The 15,115-nt window shown below is 34.3% G+C and carries 13 protein-coding genes; 9 read left to right on the forward strand and 4 right to left on the reverse strand.

All coding sequences use genetic code 11. The features are described from left to right. Positions 1 to 376: 376 nt before the first annotated feature. The 3 genes from LJY17_RS03925 to LJY17_RS03935 all read right to left on the reverse strand — a co-directional run bounded on the left by LJY17_RS03925 (position 377) and on the right by LJY17_RS03935 (position 6,529). A complete protein-coding gene (locus LJY17_RS03925) occupies positions 377 to 3,268 on the reverse strand; it encodes a hypothetical protein (protein WP_264542548.1) in 2,892 nt (963 codons plus the stop codon). A 3-nt stretch (positions 3,269 to 3,271) separates the two neighbouring features. Further along, entirely contained in the window at positions 3,272 to 3,757 is a 486-nt protein-coding gene (locus LJY17_RS03930; protein ID WP_264542549.1) for a T9SS type A sorting domain-containing protein, read from the reverse strand. A 795-nt stretch (positions 3,758 to 4,552) separates the two neighbouring features. Further along, positions 4,553 to 6,529, reverse strand: a complete 1,977-nt coding sequence (locus LJY17_RS03935; RefSeq protein ID WP_264542550.1) for an alpha-ketoacid dehydrogenase subunit alpha/beta — start codon at positions 6,527 to 6,529, stop codon at positions 4,553 to 4,555. Between the two features lie 177 nt (positions 6,530 to 6,706). Here LJY17_RS03935 and LJY17_RS03940 point away from each other — a divergent pair, with 177 nt between their 5' ends. From LJY17_RS03940 to LJY17_RS03970, 7 genes are all read left to right on the forward strand, one after another. Continuing rightward, positions 6,707 to 7,660: an isopenicillin N synthase family dioxygenase gene (locus LJY17_RS03940; protein ID WP_264542551.1), complete on the forward strand. Its 954-nt coding sequence runs from the start codon at positions 6,707 to 6,709 to the stop codon at positions 7,658 to 7,660. Between the two features lie 78 nt (positions 7,661 to 7,738). Beyond that, positions 7,739 to 8,071 carry a translation initiation factor gene (locus LJY17_RS03945; protein ID WP_264542552.1) on the forward strand — a complete coding sequence of 111 codons (333 nt, stop codon included), beginning with the start codon at positions 7,739 to 7,741 and terminating at the stop codon, positions 8,069 to 8,071. 12 nt (positions 8,072 to 8,083) lie between these two features. Then, entirely contained in the window at positions 8,084 to 8,956 is an 873-nt protein-coding gene (locus tag LJY17_RS03950) for a nucleoside phosphorylase (RefSeq protein ID WP_264542553.1), read from the forward strand. Continuing rightward, entirely contained in the window at positions 8,956 to 9,402 is a 447-nt protein-coding gene (locus tag LJY17_RS03955) for a DinB family protein (protein WP_264542554.1), read from the forward strand. The genes LJY17_RS03950 and LJY17_RS03955 overlap by 1 nt, the downstream gene beginning before the upstream one ends. Continuing rightward, positions 9,402 to 9,926, forward strand: a complete 525-nt coding sequence (locus LJY17_RS03960; RefSeq protein WP_264542555.1) for a GNAT family N-acetyltransferase — start codon at positions 9,402 to 9,404, stop codon at positions 9,924 to 9,926. Before LJY17_RS03955 ends, LJY17_RS03960 begins: the two co-directional genes overlap by 1 nt. 20 nt (positions 9,927 to 9,946) lie before the next feature. Then, a complete protein-coding gene (locus LJY17_RS03965) occupies positions 9,947 to 10,792 on the forward strand; it encodes a substrate-binding domain-containing protein (RefSeq protein ID WP_264542556.1) in 846 nt (281 codons plus the stop codon). A gap of 26 nt (positions 10,793 to 10,818) precedes the next feature. Next, positions 10,819 to 11,763: a transglutaminase domain-containing protein gene (locus LJY17_RS03970; protein WP_264542557.1), complete on the forward strand. Its 945-nt coding sequence runs from the start codon at positions 10,819 to 10,821 to the stop codon at positions 11,761 to 11,763. 3 nt (positions 11,764 to 11,766) lie between these two features. Here the strand turns inward: LJY17_RS03970 and LJY17_RS03975 are convergent, their stop codons facing one another. After that, positions 11,767 to 12,435, reverse strand: a complete 669-nt coding sequence (locus LJY17_RS03975) for a uracil-DNA glycosylase (protein WP_264542558.1) — start codon at positions 12,433 to 12,435, stop codon at positions 11,767 to 11,769. A gap of 73 nt (positions 12,436 to 12,508) precedes the next feature. Here LJY17_RS03975 and LJY17_RS03980 point away from each other — a divergent pair, with 73 nt between their 5' ends. Together LJY17_RS03980 and LJY17_RS03985 are read left to right on the forward strand one after the other, a co-directional pair. Continuing rightward, positions 12,509 to 14,677, forward strand: a complete 2,169-nt coding sequence (locus LJY17_RS03980) for an endonuclease MutS2 (RefSeq protein ID WP_264542559.1) — start codon at positions 12,509 to 12,511, stop codon at positions 14,675 to 14,677. Position 14,678: 1 nt separating this feature from the next. Continuing rightward, positions 14,679 to 15,095: a thiol-disulfide oxidoreductase DCC family protein gene (locus LJY17_RS03985; protein ID WP_264542560.1), complete on the forward strand. Its 417-nt coding sequence runs from the start codon at positions 14,679 to 14,681 to the stop codon at positions 15,093 to 15,095. Positions 15,096 to 15,115 lie beyond the last annotated feature (20 nt).

Below are 15,115 nucleotides of genomic sequence, written 5' to 3' on the forward strand. Positions count from 1 at the left end.
TTGTTTAGTCATTTTTACTCGGGTTGAATACGAAGTACCTTAGAAATTTAGGATAACTTAGAAGTAGTAGCGCAAGACTCTATTGATTTATTGGAAATTTACAAACAATTAAATTTAAAAGATTTAGATATTTTAGAAGCTTCAATTTGTGCACTCACAAAATGATGAAGAAATTAGTAATCAAAACAAAATCTGCTATTAGAGGTGAATTATTGAGTGGAAAATTAAATACCACAAATATAAAAAAGCTACAACTCATATGAATTGTAGCTTTTTTGTAATTAATTATTTTGAATCTTTAAACTCTTATCAAAACATCTAATCATATGTTATAAAAATTTTATACACAAAATAAGAAATAAGATTTAAAAGATTATTACCAATACATTCCTAAAATATTCCAACTTGTTCCATCACTAATTAATTGAACCCAACTGATGTTAGATAATGTAGTTGCAGAGATATCCGTTGTTCCAGAAGGAGTTGTATAGAATCCGAAGAACAAATCACTGCCATTTGTCAATACATTGATTGATTGTGGAGAAGAAGTTGAAGTAGATGTAATATAAATCATTTTACCTATTCCAACTGCACTTGCACTTGGCAATGTAAATGTAACAACGGAATTGCTGCTATTTTTTACAATAAGATTATTGGTGGCATCACCTGAAGTAATTGTGTAATCAGCTGTTTTAGACATAAAGCTGAATGCCATAGTTGCAGGAGAGCCTGCTGGGCCTTGCAAACCCTGAGGACCTTGTGGACCTTGTGGACCCATTGGACCTGTTGCTCCATCTAAACCATCATTACCTGCTGGACCTTGTGGACCCATTGGACCTGTTGCTCCATCTAAACCATCATTACCTGCTGGACCTTGTGGACCCATTGGACCTGTAGCTCCATCTAAACCGTTTACTCCTGCTGGACCTTGTGGACCCATTGGACCTGTTGCTCCATCTAAACCATCATTACCTGCTGGACCTTGTGGACCCATTGGACCTGTAGCTCCATCTAAACCGTTTACTCCTGCTGGACCTTGTGGACCCATTGGACCTGTTGCTCCGTCTAATCCATTTACTCCTGCTGGACCTTGTGGACCCATTGGACCTGTTGCTCCGTCTAATCCATTTACTCCTGCTGGACCTTGTGGACCCATCGGACCTGTTGCTCCGTCTAAACCATCATTACCTGCTGGACCTTGTGGACCCATTGGACCTGTAGCTCCATCTAATCCATTTACTCCTGCTGGACCTTGTGGACCCATCGGACCTGTTGCTCCGTCTAATCCATTTATTCCATCAACACCGTTTAATCCTGCTGGACCTTGCGGACCCATTGGACCTGTTGCTCCGTCTAAACCATTAATTCCATCAACGCCGTTTAATCCTGCTGGACCTTGAGGACCCATCGGACCTGTAGCTCCATCTAATCCATTTACTCCTGCTGGACCTTGAGGACCCATCGGACCTGTAGCTCCATCTAATCCATTTACTCCTGCTGGACCTTGTGGACCCATTGGACCTGTTGCTCCATCTAAACCATCATTACCTGCTGGACCTTGTGGACCCATTGGACCTGTTGCTCCGTCTAATCCATTTACTCCTGCTGGACCTTGTGGACCCATTGGACCTGTTGCTCCATCTAAACCATCATTACCTGCTGGACCTTGTGGACCCATTGGACCTGTAGCTCCATCTAAACCGTTTATTCCATCAACACCGTTTAATCCTGCTGGACCTTGTGGACCCATTGGACCTGTTGCTCCATCTAAACCATCATTACCTGCTGGACCTTGTGGACCCATTGGACCTGTAGCTCCATCTAAACCGTTTACTCCTGCTGGACCTTGTGGACCCATTGGACCTGTTGCTCCGTCTAATCCATTTACTCCTGCTGGACCTTGTGGACCCATTGGACCTGTTGCTCCGTCTAATCCATTTACTCCTGCTGGACCTTGTGGACCCATCGGACCTGTTGCTCCGTCTAAACCATCATTACCTGCTGGACCTTGTGGACCCATTGGACCTGTAGCTCCATCTAATCCATTTACTCCTGCTGGACCTTGTGGACCCATTGGACCTGTTGCTCCGTCTAATCCATTTACTCCTGCTGGACCTTGTGGCCCCATTGGACCTGTTGCTCCATCAACACCGTTTAATCCTGCTGGACCTTGTGGACCCATTGGACCTGTTGCTCCATCTAAACCGTTTACTCCTGCTGGACCTTGTGGACCCATTGGACCTGTTGCTCCATCTAAACCATCATTACCTGCTGGACCTTGTGGACCCATTGGACCTGTAGCTCCATCTAAACCGTTTACTCCTGCTGGACCTTGTGGACCCATTGGACCTGTTGCTCCATCTAAACCGTTTACTCCTGCTGGACCTTGTGGACCCATTGGACCTGTTGCTCCATCTAATCCATTTACTCCTGCTGGACCTTGTGGACCCATTGGACCTGTTGCTCCGTCTAATCCATTTACTCCTGCTGGACCTTGTGGACCCATTGGACCTGTTGCTCCGTCTAATCCATTTACTCCTGCTGGACCTTGTGGACCCATCGGACCTGTTGCTCCGTCTAAACCATTAATTCCATCAACGCCGTTTAATCCTGCTGGACCTTGTGGACCCATAGGGCCTGTTGCTCCGTCTAATCCATTCACTCCTGCTGGACCTTGTGGACCCATTGGACCTGTTGCTCCATCTAAACCATCATTACCTGCTGGACCTTGTGGCCCCATTGGACCTGTTGCTCCGTCTAATCCATTTACTCCTGCTGGACCTTGAGGACCCATCGGACCTGTAGCTCCATCTAAACCATCATTACCTGCTGGACCTTGAGGACCTGCTGGACCAGGAATTGAACTACCTGAATTTAAAGCATAAAGAGCATAAGGAACACTCATTAATTGAGAGACACCAACGATTGTGTATGAATTTCCACCTGTTGGATCTGTTTCCGTTTTAATAAAGTAAGGACCAGTTGCCCAATTTATTGCATTATAAGTACCAATTATTGGTGTTCCATTACCTATTTCTAATGTAACCAATCCATTAATATTTGAAATGGGAGCCTGTGTTTCTACATAAGCTTCTGTACCAACAACAGAACCTTGTAAAATGCTAATTCTCATCCCAACGGCTTGGTTAGTAATCAAATTGTTTGAGGAATTTCTTATTACCGCTTGGTAACTCATATAATTCTGACTCTGTGAAAAGGCTGCTATAGAAACAAATAACAGCAATGCTAAGTAGTATATTTTTTTCATATTTTATTTACTTAATTGTTTATTTTTTATGATTTTAAAAGTTTTGACCTCTTTTTCTTTGTCTATAACTTTAAACAAATAAATTGCCTCTGGATAATTATCCATTTGAACTATTGTTAAACTATCATAAATTTTATTACTCTCTAACAATCTTCCATTCATGTCAAACAATCGATATTGAAGAGATTCAAAACTAGATTCTTTTACTTTCAAGTAAATCTTATCTGTTGTTGGGTTCGGATACACCGATAATTCTAAACTAATATTAAAATTATCTAATCCCAATACCGTCTGAATTTCAAATGGTTGTTCTGCCCCTGGCGATAAATTAGCGTTACCTCCATTAACCGTTTTGTAAAATAGTTGACCTACGGAATAGCTTACACTACCGTTAGCACCTGAGGAATTGCCTCCCGAGGACAAAACCGATTCTTGAGCATATATCTGTGTCACAGATAAATACACTCCAATGAGTAATAATTTTTTCATTTTGAATAGTTTTTAAGTTTTTTAGAGTTAGATATAAGAAGACAAAAAGTGTACTTAAACTCTTAAAATGTTTATTTATTAAAATTATCCAAAAAACAATAGAGAAAGAATAGATTGATAGTCCAACTTAACAGTTGCCTAATAGACGAGTTTAAGTGGTATTCTTTTAAGAATAAGTGGATAAAAAAAACAAGAAGTGATTATAAAATAGAGTAAAAATTGATTAAAAAAAAAGGAAAAATAACTTGTATTCATCTTAAAATCAGATTTTTATTAAAAAAAATAATATTCATTAATAATATGCTTAATTAAGCATATTATTAATGAATATTATTAAAATTTATACTCTAGTTTAACCCTATTTTTTCACTTTCAACAGCATCTGTCATTACACAAGTTTATCTGAACAATGAGGTAAACCTAAATTATGTCCAAATTCATCAACCGCTACTTTTCCAAAACGTGTAAAATGTTTTTTGGGATTGGAATGTTGAAAACAAAACATACATTCCTTAAACATTGTGTATATTGATTAATCCACAATTTTCTTGTCACACGTAGTGATGCAAAAGCTAATCTATAAAAGAAACACTATCATAGTCTTGCAAAATAGTGTAAAAACACAACAAACTTTTACGTTCTTTGGGTAGCGGATTTACAATTTTCTTTTGAAGTCCCCTCGTCTTTTTGATTTGAGTTATGGAAAAAAATACTAAGTGCAACAAGACTGCAATATGAAATCATCAAAAAAGCCGCTCCAATTGGGACGGCTTTCTTTATTATGATTGGCTCTTTTTAGTACGCCAACAATTCTTTCAATTCGGTTTCAAATCGTTCTTTCGGCAAATATTGATCTTCTAACGATTTCATAAAAGGAATAGCTGATTCTAAACTTCCTACCCTTTTTACAGGAGCATCTAAATGTTCAAAACAGTTTTCCATAATCATAGAAGAAATATCACTAGCAACTCCACCAAACAATGTATCTTCTTGAAGGATAATCACACGGTTAGTTTTTTTAACAGAAGTATAAATTGCTTCCCAATCTAATGGCTGCAATGAACGTAAATCTAATAAATCAGCTGAAATTTCAGGGTTTTTAGCTAATGTTTCTAAAGCCCAATGCACGCCTGCTCCAAAAGAGATAATAGTCACGTCATTACCTTCTTTTAGTAACGATGCTTTCCCTAATGGTAGTGTATAATAATCTTTAGGGACATCTTGATAAACACTTCTGTACAATTGTTTGTGCTCAAAGAACATTACTGGATTTGGATCATTAATTGCTGTTGCTAATAATCCTTTAGCATCATAAGGAAATGCAGGATAAACTACTTTTAATCCTGGTGTTTTAGTAAACCAAGCTTCATTAGTCTGTGAGTGAAATGGTCCAGCTTGAGTACCACCCCCACAAGGCATACGCACTACCACATCTGATTTTTCTTGCCAACGATAGTGTTGTTTTGCTAATAAGTTTACAATTGGGTTAAATCCTGTCGAAACGAAATCGGCAAATTGCATTTCTACAACAGCTTTGTGTCCGTTGATAGACAATCCATTTGCAGCAGAAACAATTACGCTTTCGCAGATTGGTGTATTACGAACTCGTTCTTTCCCAAACTTATCTACAAATCCTTCAGTAATTTTGAAAGCACCACCGTATTCGGCAATATCTTGTCCCATCACAACCAAATTAGGATGTCGTTCCATCGATTGACTTAATCCTTGTGAAATGGCATCAATTAAACGAATATTTTCTAACTCGTCAAAATGATCAATTTGTTCGTATTCCCAAGGACAATATACATCGTTCAATTCTTCATCTAAATCAGCAACAATTGCAGGTTCTTCCTGAACTTTTGCCCAATCAGTATCAATTTCTTTTTTAATTTCAGCACGGAAATCTTCGTCTTGCTCATCAGTTAAAACTGCTGTCGCTTTCAAATAACTTCTGTAGTTTTCTACTGGGTCTTTAATTGCCCACATATCCATTAATTCCTGAGGAACATATTTTGTACCACTCGCCTCCTCATGTCCACGCATACGGAAAGTCATAAACTCTAACAATACCGGACGAGGATTGTCTACCATAGAAGCTTTTAATTCAGAAATCAAATTATATACTTCTAATATGTTATTACCATCAACCACATGGCTTTCCATACCATAACCAGCACCTCTATCCGCCAATTGCTTACAACGATACTGCTCATTTGTTGGGGTAGATAATCCATAACCGTTATTTTCAATAACAAATAAAACTGGTAAATCCCATACAGAAGCCACATTTAAAGCCTCGTGAAAATCTCCTTCAGAAGTAGCACCTTCCCCTGTAAATACAGCAGTAACTTTTCCGTTTTTCTTTAATCTGTTGGCCAAAGCAATTCCGTCAGCTACACCCATTTGTGGACCAAGATGAGAAATCATACCTATAATATTGAATTCTTGTGTACCAAAGTGGAATGAACGGTCACGTCCTTTTGTAAATCCGTTTCGTTTTCCTTGCCATTGTGAAAACAAGCGGTGTAACGGAATTTCTCTTGTTGTAAACACACCTAAGTTACGGTGCATTGGTAAAATATATTCGTCTTTATCTAAAACAGAAGTAATACCTACCGATATTGCTTCTTGACCAATTCCTGAAAACCATTTTGAAACTTTTCCTTGACGGATTAGAATCAACATTTTTTCTTCAATTAATCTTGGTTTTAATAACTTTTTATATAAATCTAAAAGCTGTTCGTTGGTTAAGTTCTTTCTTTCGAAATTCATTACTAAATGGTTTTTTAAATCGATTCCAAAATTAATAAAAAATAACAGAAACTCTTGGCTTTGTTATATTTTTTTAAAATGTTGATAACTTTTAAAATTAAATAAATAAATTTATATATACATTTGTAAAATCAAGGTATTCCCTTGAAATTAAGTTATTAACAAAAACTAAGTACAATGCAAAACATTCCAAGTGTTGACTTACGTGATTTCCTATCGGGCGACCCGGTACGTAAACAAAAATTTGTAAATGAAATCGGAAAGGCATACGAAGAAATAGGCTTCGTAGCATTAAAAGGTCATTTTTTAGATGACAAATTAGTTGAAGACTTATATTCAGAAGTGCGTAACTTCTTTTCGCTTCCACTTGAGACGAAAGAAAAATACGAAATTTCAGGTATTGGAGGACAAAGAGGCTATATTTCTTTTGGGAAAGAACATGCTAAAGGTCGTTCGGCTGGAGATTTAAAAGAGTTTTGGCATTTTGGTCAATATGTAGATGCTGATTCTAAGTATGCTACAGAATACCCAGCCAATGTTGAAGTAACAGAATTACCTCGCTTTAATGAAGTGGGTAAAGAAGCATACCAAATGCTTGAAAAAACTGGAGTTTATGTATTAAGAGCCTTGGCACTTTACATAGGACTTGATGAGTTTTATTTTGACCAATATGCTAATCAAGGAAACAGTATTTTAAGACCAATCCACTACCCTCCTATTACTAGTGAACCTGCTGATGGTGCTGTTCGTGCTGCAGCCCATGGAGACATTAATTTAATTACCTTATTAATGGGTGCTCAAGGAAAAGGATTACAAGTACAAAATCATGAAGGTCAATGGATTGACGCAATTGCAGAACCTGATGAATTAGTAATTAACGTGGGAGATATGTTGTCTCGCCACACTAACAATAAACTAAAATCAACTATTCACCAAGTGGTAAATCCACCAAGAGAATTATGGGGAACTTCTCGTTACTCAATTCCATTCTTTATGCACCCTGTTAGTGATATGTCACTAAACTGTTTGCCTGAATGTATTGATGAAAACAACCCAAAATTATATGAAGATATTACCGCTGGGGAATTCTTATATGAGCGTTTGGTTGATTTAGGATTGATTAAAAAGTAATTCTAGTATAAATTAAAAATTCCAAGTTCCATGAAATATTGGAATTTGGGATTTTTTATTTTTGTAATTTTATAGAACATGGATTTACAAGACCAACTAAAAAACTTATTCCCTGATCATGTTCCTTCCAATGAACCGGAAGAAATTCAAGAAACAGAACACGAATTATATGTTCAGGGAGCACCTATGATTTGTAAGTACGAAAAACGAAAAGGGAAACCTACCACGATTATAGCAGGATATGAAGGTGAAGACGAAGACTTTAAATTGTTAGCCAAAGAAATTAAAAACAAACTTGCTGTTGGTGGCAGTTTTAAAGACGGAGAAATCATAATCCAAGGTGATTATCGTGATAAGATTATGACAATTTTAAAAGAAAAAGGATTTAAAGTTAAACGCGTAGGCGGATAAAATATTAATAAAATGAGTGAAATTAAATCTTCAGAATTAATTCTGAACCCTGATGGAAGTGTGTATCACTTAAATCTTAAACCAGAACATATTGCACATGACATCATTTTTGTGGGTGATCAAAATAGAGTTGAAAAAATTACAAAATTCTTTGACTCAGTTGAATTCTCTACTCAAAAAAGAGAATTCAAAACACAAACTGGAATATTTAAAGGAAAACGTATCACTGTAATGTCGACTGGAATTGGCCCAGACAATATCGATATCGTGATGAATGAACTTGATGCTTTAGTAAATATCGATTTAGAGACGCGACAACCAAAAGAAACATTAACAAAATTAAACATTGTACGTATTGGTACTTCGGGATCTTTACAAGCAGATATTCCTTGTGATAGTTTTGTAATGTCTAAATACGGTTTAGGATTAGACAATATGTTACGCTCTTATCTAATTGATGATATTTCAGAAAAAGAAATTGAAGAAGCCTTTATTTCTCAAACGAATTGGGATCTTAGAAAAGGAAAACCTTATGTAGTAAGTTGTTCTGAAAAATTAGAAAAATGGATTGAAAGTGAGCAAATTCACAAAGGTTTCACTGGTACGGCTGGTGGTTTCTATGGGCCTCAAGGACGTGTTTTACGATTAAACATTCAAGATCCTGAATTGAATAGTAAAATGGATGCCTTTAATTTTGAAGGAACAAGAATGACAAATCTTGAAATGGAAACAGCTGCCATTTATGGACTAGGTAAACTATTAGGACACGAAACATTATCATTAAACGCTATTATTGCAAATCGTGCTGATGGAACTTTTAGCGCTGATCCATATAAAGCAGTTGATGAATTAATCGCTTATACCTTACAAAAGCTCACTGAGTAATGATTCATTTTTACGCCTATCAGATTGAAGAACTCATTAAAGAAACAAAACAGCTGTATCTCAAGAATATTAACTGTGACTACAGCTTTAAGTCTTCGGATGATAAATGGTCAAAAAATGAAATACTAGGTCATTTGGTTGATTCTGCAATCAACAATCTAAAAAGATTTACAGAATCACAGCTTTCAGATACCACTTATTTGGTAACAGTCTATAATCAGGATGAATTAGTTCGAATTAATAAATATCAGAAAAAAAAGTTTGATGATTTATTAAAATTATGGTATCATCTTAATAAACAAATTGCTTTTATTTTAAAAGATATTCCTGAAGAACAATTAAAAACGAAAATAAATTTATATGATTTATCAATTTGCGATTTAGAGTTTTTAATTGAAGATTATATCACTCACATGAAACATCATTTAAAGCAAATTTTTGAATAATGAATATACTATTTGAAACCGACAGATTACTTCTTCGTCCGTTAGCTTTAACGGATGCAGAAGATATGTTTATAATGGATAAAAATCCTAGTGTCCATAAATATCTTTGGCAAAAACCTGTCCAAGAAATCGATGAAGTAATAAAAGTCATCAATTATGTTAATGAACAATATCAAAGAAATAATATTGGTCGTTTTGCCACCATTTTAAAAGAAACAGGTGAATTTATTGGATGGACAGGGATAAAATTTGTTGATGATCACACAGAAAATGGCAATACAAATTTCTTCGATTATGGTTATCGCTTAGATGAACGATTTTGGAACAAAGGCTATGCAACAGAAGCAACAAAATTTTGGTTAAACTATGGTTTAAACGAATTGAAAGTTGAAAATCTCAATGCATACACACACAGTCAAAATGGAGCTTCAAATCAGGTTCTAAAAAAAGTTGGGTTCAATTTTATGGAAGAGTATACTGCTGAAGATGGTATTCAATGGAATTGGTGGCAAGCTAAAAAATAAATTATTTATTAAGTTTAAAAATGAAATCAGTAAGAATTATAGGAGTACCAGAACATTTTAATTTGCCATGGCATTTGTGTATAGAAAATGGAGAGTTTGATGAAGTAGGCATAGATTTACAATGGACAGATATACCTGAAGGCACTGGTAAAATGTGTCAAATGCTTCGAAATGATGAAACCGACATCGCAGTAATTCTCACAGAAGGAATAATAAAAGACATTGCTGCTGGTAATGATGCTACTATTGTTCAAGTTTATGTTCAATCACCATTAATTTGGGGTATCCATGTTGATGTAAATTCAAATTATTTACAATTATTTGATTTAGAAAATACTACATCGGCTATATCAAGAATTGGTTCAGGTTCTCATTTGATGAGTTTTGTAAATGCAAAACAACAAAATTGGGATACATCTAACTTAAAATTCGAAATTGTAAACACTATTGATGGTGCTGTAAAAACATTACAAAATGGTAAAGCAGATTACTTTATGTGGGAACGCTTTATGACTAAACCATTAGTCGATAACGGTACTTTTAGAAGAATTGCCGACTGTCCTACTCCCTGGCCGTGTTTTGTCATTGCTGTTAGAAATGAATTCTTAAAAAACAATTCTTCGACTGTTGATTTGATTTTAGAAATAATAAATAATACCACAATAGAATTTAAAACGATACCAAGTATAGACAGAACCTTAGCCTCAAGATACAATCAAAAGTTAGAAGACATTCAGGAATGGTTAAAATTAACACGTTGGTCACAAAAGAAATTAGACAGTACTACTTTTGATAAAGTACAAAATCAGCTATTTGAGTTAAATTTAATTGAAAATAAAATCCCTTATGAAGCGGTAGTTAAATAATTCGTTATTTTTATCGTTTTAATAAAATGTTTTCAGCCCTTAAAAATTATTATACTGCCTATAAAAACAAGCTTTCTCTTCCAAAGCCTTGGGATAGTATTGTAATTTTTTTATTGAATGTACTTTTTACAATTCCTGTATTTATTATCATTCACCAAAATCTTGCTGAAATCGATTTACGAATTCCAATTGACAGAATTCTTATTTTTATAGCACTTTTGACAGTATTTCAATTTATACTCCTAAAACTAAAAAAGACAATTCTAGTTTGTGTATTCGTCTATATTTTATTTTTAACCTATGGCACTTTATTTGGTGAATACAGCTTTTATCGCGTTTATGACGATTATAGATCTATGATGTATACCATGGGAGATTCGGCTCATCCGCAAGATCTTATTGTTAGTAAACTATTACCTTTCCCTAACAAAACAAAAGTATTACGATCAATTGATTTTCAAAATCCAAAGGTTAGAAACTTCGCTCTATTAGCCACAACTAAACATTTTTCTGAAGCAAAAAAACTCAAAGGATACAGTTATTACAGAACTACTATTCAATGCTTTGCAGTATTTAAAGAAATTAAATCCCGTTGGAATTATGTCAGTGATCCCATTGGAAATAATTACATTGCATCAGCATCAGAAACATTACAGCATTTTTCTGGTGATTGTGATGATCATGCCGTGCTTATGGCTGCTTGTGTTAAAGCTGTTGGAGGAACACCGAGACTTATTCATACTGATGCTCATATTTATCCTGAGATGCTAATTGGCAACAAAAGAGATTTAGAGAATGTGATTTTCCTAATAAAAAAAGTTCTTTTTGTTGAAGAAAGTAAAAACAAAGAGATTCACTACCATATTGACGAACGTGGGCAAATATGGCTAAATTTAGATTATACTGGTTATTATCCTGGAGGACGTTTTATGAGTGAAAAAATTCTGGGTGAATTAACGCTATACAATTAATAGTTACCACAAAATTTCTTGCTTGTTTAGACTTTTTAAATACTCATTTGTTTTTAAAAAATGATTGTTTCCAAACCAAAAACCTCGGTTAGCACTTAATGGCGATGGATGCCCTGTTTCTAAAACCAAATGCTCTTCTTTATTGATTTTTGCTCCTTTTTTCTGTGCAAAACTCCCCCAAAGTAAGAAGACTACACCTTTTGTATTTTCAGAGATATATTGAATTGCATTATCGGTAAAAACATTCCATTTTAAATGTTTATGACTGTTAGCCAAATCTTTTCGTACAGTTAATGAAGCATTTAAGAGTAAAACACCTTGATTTGCCCAATGCTCTAAATTTCCTGAAGTTGGAAAAAACACACGTTCATACTCATTATTAATTTCAATCAATATATTTTTTAATGATGGTGGAATGGCTACTCCATCATTAACAGAAAAACACAGCCCGTTAGCCTCACCTGTTCCATGATAGGGATCTTGACCAATAATTACAACTTTTAAATCGTTTAAAGAACATTTATTAAAGGCATTAAATATCAACTCTTTTGGAGGAAAACAAACATTTGTTTCATATTCCTCATCAACTTGTTTAGTAAGTTCTATAAAATAGGGCTTTGCTTGTTCTAGATCAAAAAAAGGTTGCCAGGAAGAATGAATAATAAACTGCATTTTTAGGTGTATTTTAAGCAAATATATTATTTTGAAACTTTGTAACTTTGCTACTTAGTCACTTTCTTTAAAAATGATTTCAATAAATACAAAAACACTACAAGATTTACAATTTCAAACAGTTTTAGAAACCATTTCGGAACTATGTATTACCGAAATTGGTAACGAAAAAGCACTAAACATCAAGCCTCTAAAAAATGAAGAGGAATTGATGCAATCGCTATTAGAAACGTCTGAATACAGATCTTCTTTCGATAATAACAATGCACTTCCTAATCATGGATTTGAACCTATCATAAATGAGATCAAATTTCTAGGTATAGAGGATAGTTTTCTAGAATTACCGAGTTTTAAAAAAATTCATTCTATTTCAGAAAACACAAATACCTTATTACTGTTCTTAAAAAAATTTCAGGAGTATTATCCAGCTTTAGCTTTAAAGGCAGGCGAAATAGAGATTACCAAAGAAATAACAAAATCGATCGACACCGTATTAGACAAATACGGTGAAGTTAAAGATGATGCTACACCAACATTACTCGATATTCGCAGAAACATGAATACTATACGAGGTAAAGTAAATCAAAGTTTCGGTTTGGCTTTAAGTCAGTATAATTCGTTAGGTTATCTAGATGAAATTAGAGAAACTGTAGTTGACAATAGACGTGTTTTGGCAGTTTTAGCGATGTATCGCCGTAAGGTTAAAGGTTCCATTTTAGGAAGTTCAAAAACAGGAAGCATCGCTTATATAGAACCAGAATCTACATTACGATATTCGAGAGAATTAGCCAATTTAGAATATGAAGAAAGAGAGGAAATTATTAAAATTCTCAAAAACTTAACCAATTCTATTCGTCCTTTTTTACCATTATTAATTCAGTATCAAGACTTTTTAAGTGATGTAGATGTAATTGCCGCAAAAGCTAAATATGCAAGAAAGATTAATGGTTTATTGCCAAATATTACAAGAGAACGTAAAATTTACTTTAGAGATGCTTTCCATCCTATTTTATATTTAACAAACAAGGCAAAAAAAGAAGTTACGTATCCACAAACATTTGATTTTAATAGTGAGAACAGAATAGTAGTAATTTCCGGGCCAAATGCTGGTGGTAAAACCATTTCAATGAAAACAGTTGGTTTACTGCAATTGATGTTACAATCTGGTATGTTGATACCTGTTCATGAACGTAGTGAAACTTGCCTGTTTGATAGAATAATGACAGATATTGGTGATAATCAATCGATAGAAAATCATTTAAGTACATATAGCTACCGATTGAAAAACATGAATTACTTCTTAAAAAAATGTAATTCTAAAACTTTATTTCTTATTGACGAATTCGGAACTGGATCAGACCCTGAATTAGGTGGTGCTTTGGCTGAAGTTTTTCTTGAAGAATTCTATGAAAGAGAAGCATTTGGGATCATTACAACGCATTATTCAAATTTAAAAATGTTGGCCAACGAATTGCCACATGCAACCAATGCCAATATGCTTTTTGATGAAAAATCATTGGAACCAATGTACAAATTAGTTCTTGGTCAGGCTGGTAGTTCATTCACATTTGAAGTAGCACAAAAAAATGGTATTCCTTACGGATTGATTAATCGTGCCAAAAAGAAAATTGAAGGTGGTAAAGTACGTTTCGACAAAACAATTGCTAATCTTCAAAAGGAACGTTCAAAGCTTGAAAAAACTTCTCAAAATCTAAAAGAAGAAGAAATTAAAGCAAGAGAAGAAAGCAAAAAAATGGAAAACATTAACGCTAAAATCCAAGATAAATTGGAGCGTTATCAAGAGTTATATGATGCAAATCAGCGTTTGGTTTACATTGGTCAAAAAATTGATGACATTTCTGAAAAATACTTCAACAATAAAAACAAAAAAGAGCTAATTGGTGAGTTTTTGAAAATGGTGGAGATTGAAAATTCGAAGCGTAAAAAACTAACGATTAAAGAGAAAAAAGAAAAAGAAGTTATTGTTAAAAAAGTTATCGAAGAAGTTCAAATTAAAGTAGAAGAAATTCGAAAAGAGAAAAAGGAAAAAAAACTCAAAGCAAAAATTGAAGAAGAAAACAAACCAAAAGTAATACTTAAAGTTGGTGATCGTGTTCGAATGATTGATGGCAAATCAATAGGCACAATTGATATAATAGAAAAAAACAAAGCAACGGTAAATTATGGTATCTTTACTTCAAAAGTTAGTTTAGACCAATTAGAATATATTCAGCCAAAATAAAATGGAAGGTATCCCGCAAAATAAAAAAATAATATTGTTTGACGGTGTTTGCAACTTATGTGATTCTACTGTTAATTATATTATTAAGCGTGATAAAAAAGATATTTTTAGATTTGTTTCTTTTCAGTCTGATTTAGGTCAAAAAATTTTAAAACACATTGGAATTTCCGAAAGAAACATTGACAGCGTAGTGTTTTATGAACCAGGAAAGGCATATTATTATAAATCACAGGCCGCTTTAAAAATTGCTAAAAATTTGGGAGGCCCTTATGCATATGCAATCATATTCAAATATATTCCTGGATTTATTCGTGATACTTTGTATGATTTTATTGCCAAAAATAGATACAATTGGTTCGGAAAAAAAGAATCATGTATGATACCAACTCCTGAGTTGAAAGAAAAGTTTTTGGATTAAACTAACTGACATTGACTACA

Source organism: Flavobacterium hankyongi, assembly GCF_036840915.1.
GTDB lineage: Bacteria > Bacteroidota > Bacteroidia > Flavobacteriales > Flavobacteriaceae > Flavobacterium > Flavobacterium hankyongi.

What these genes read in the sequence shown, in the direction of transcription:
- LJY17_RS03945 (WP_264542552.1), top strand. Translation starts at nt 7,739, where the DNA reads ATGGATTTACAAGACCAACTAAAAAACTTATTCCCTGATCATGTTCCT.
- LJY17_RS03940 (WP_264542551.1), top strand. Translation starts at nt 6,707, where the DNA reads ATGCAAAACATTCCAAGTGTTGACTTACGTGATTTCCTATCGGGCGAC.
- LJY17_RS03955 (WP_264542554.1), top strand. Translation starts at nt 8,956, where the DNA reads ATGATTCATTTTTACGCCTATCAGATTGAAGAACTCATTAAAGAAACA.
- LJY17_RS03930 (WP_264542549.1), bottom strand. Translation starts at nt 3,757, where the DNA reads ATGAAAAAATTATTACTCATTGGAGTGTATTTATCTGTGACACAGATA.
- LJY17_RS03950 (WP_264542553.1), top strand. Translation starts at nt 8,084, where the DNA reads ATGAGTGAAATTAAATCTTCAGAATTAATTCTGAACCCTGATGGAAGT.
- LJY17_RS03985 (WP_264542560.1), top strand. Translation starts at nt 14,679, where the DNA reads ATGGAAGGTATCCCGCAAAATAAAAAAATAATATTGTTTGACGGTGTT.
- LJY17_RS03980 (WP_264542559.1), top strand. Translation starts at nt 12,509, where the DNA reads ATGATTTCAATAAATACAAAAACACTACAAGATTTACAATTTCAAACA.
- LJY17_RS03960 (WP_264542555.1), top strand. Translation starts at nt 9,402, where the DNA reads ATGAATATACTATTTGAAACCGACAGATTACTTCTTCGTCCGTTAGCT.
- LJY17_RS03935 (WP_264542550.1), bottom strand. Translation starts at nt 6,529, where the DNA reads ATGAATTTCGAAAGAAAGAACTTAACCAACGAACAGCTTTTAGATTTA.
- LJY17_RS03970 (WP_264542557.1), top strand. Translation starts at nt 10,819, where the DNA reads ATGTTTTCAGCCCTTAAAAATTATTATACTGCCTATAAAAACAAGCTT.
- LJY17_RS03965 (WP_264542556.1), top strand. Translation starts at nt 9,947, where the DNA reads ATGAAATCAGTAAGAATTATAGGAGTACCAGAACATTTTAATTTGCCA.
- LJY17_RS03975 (WP_264542558.1), bottom strand. Translation starts at nt 12,435, where the DNA reads ATGCAGTTTATTATTCATTCTTCCTGGCAACCTTTTTTTGATCTAGAA.
- LJY17_RS03925 (WP_264542548.1), bottom strand. Translation starts at nt 3,268, where the DNA reads ATGAAAAAAATATACTACTTAGCATTGCTGTTATTTGTTTCTATAGCA.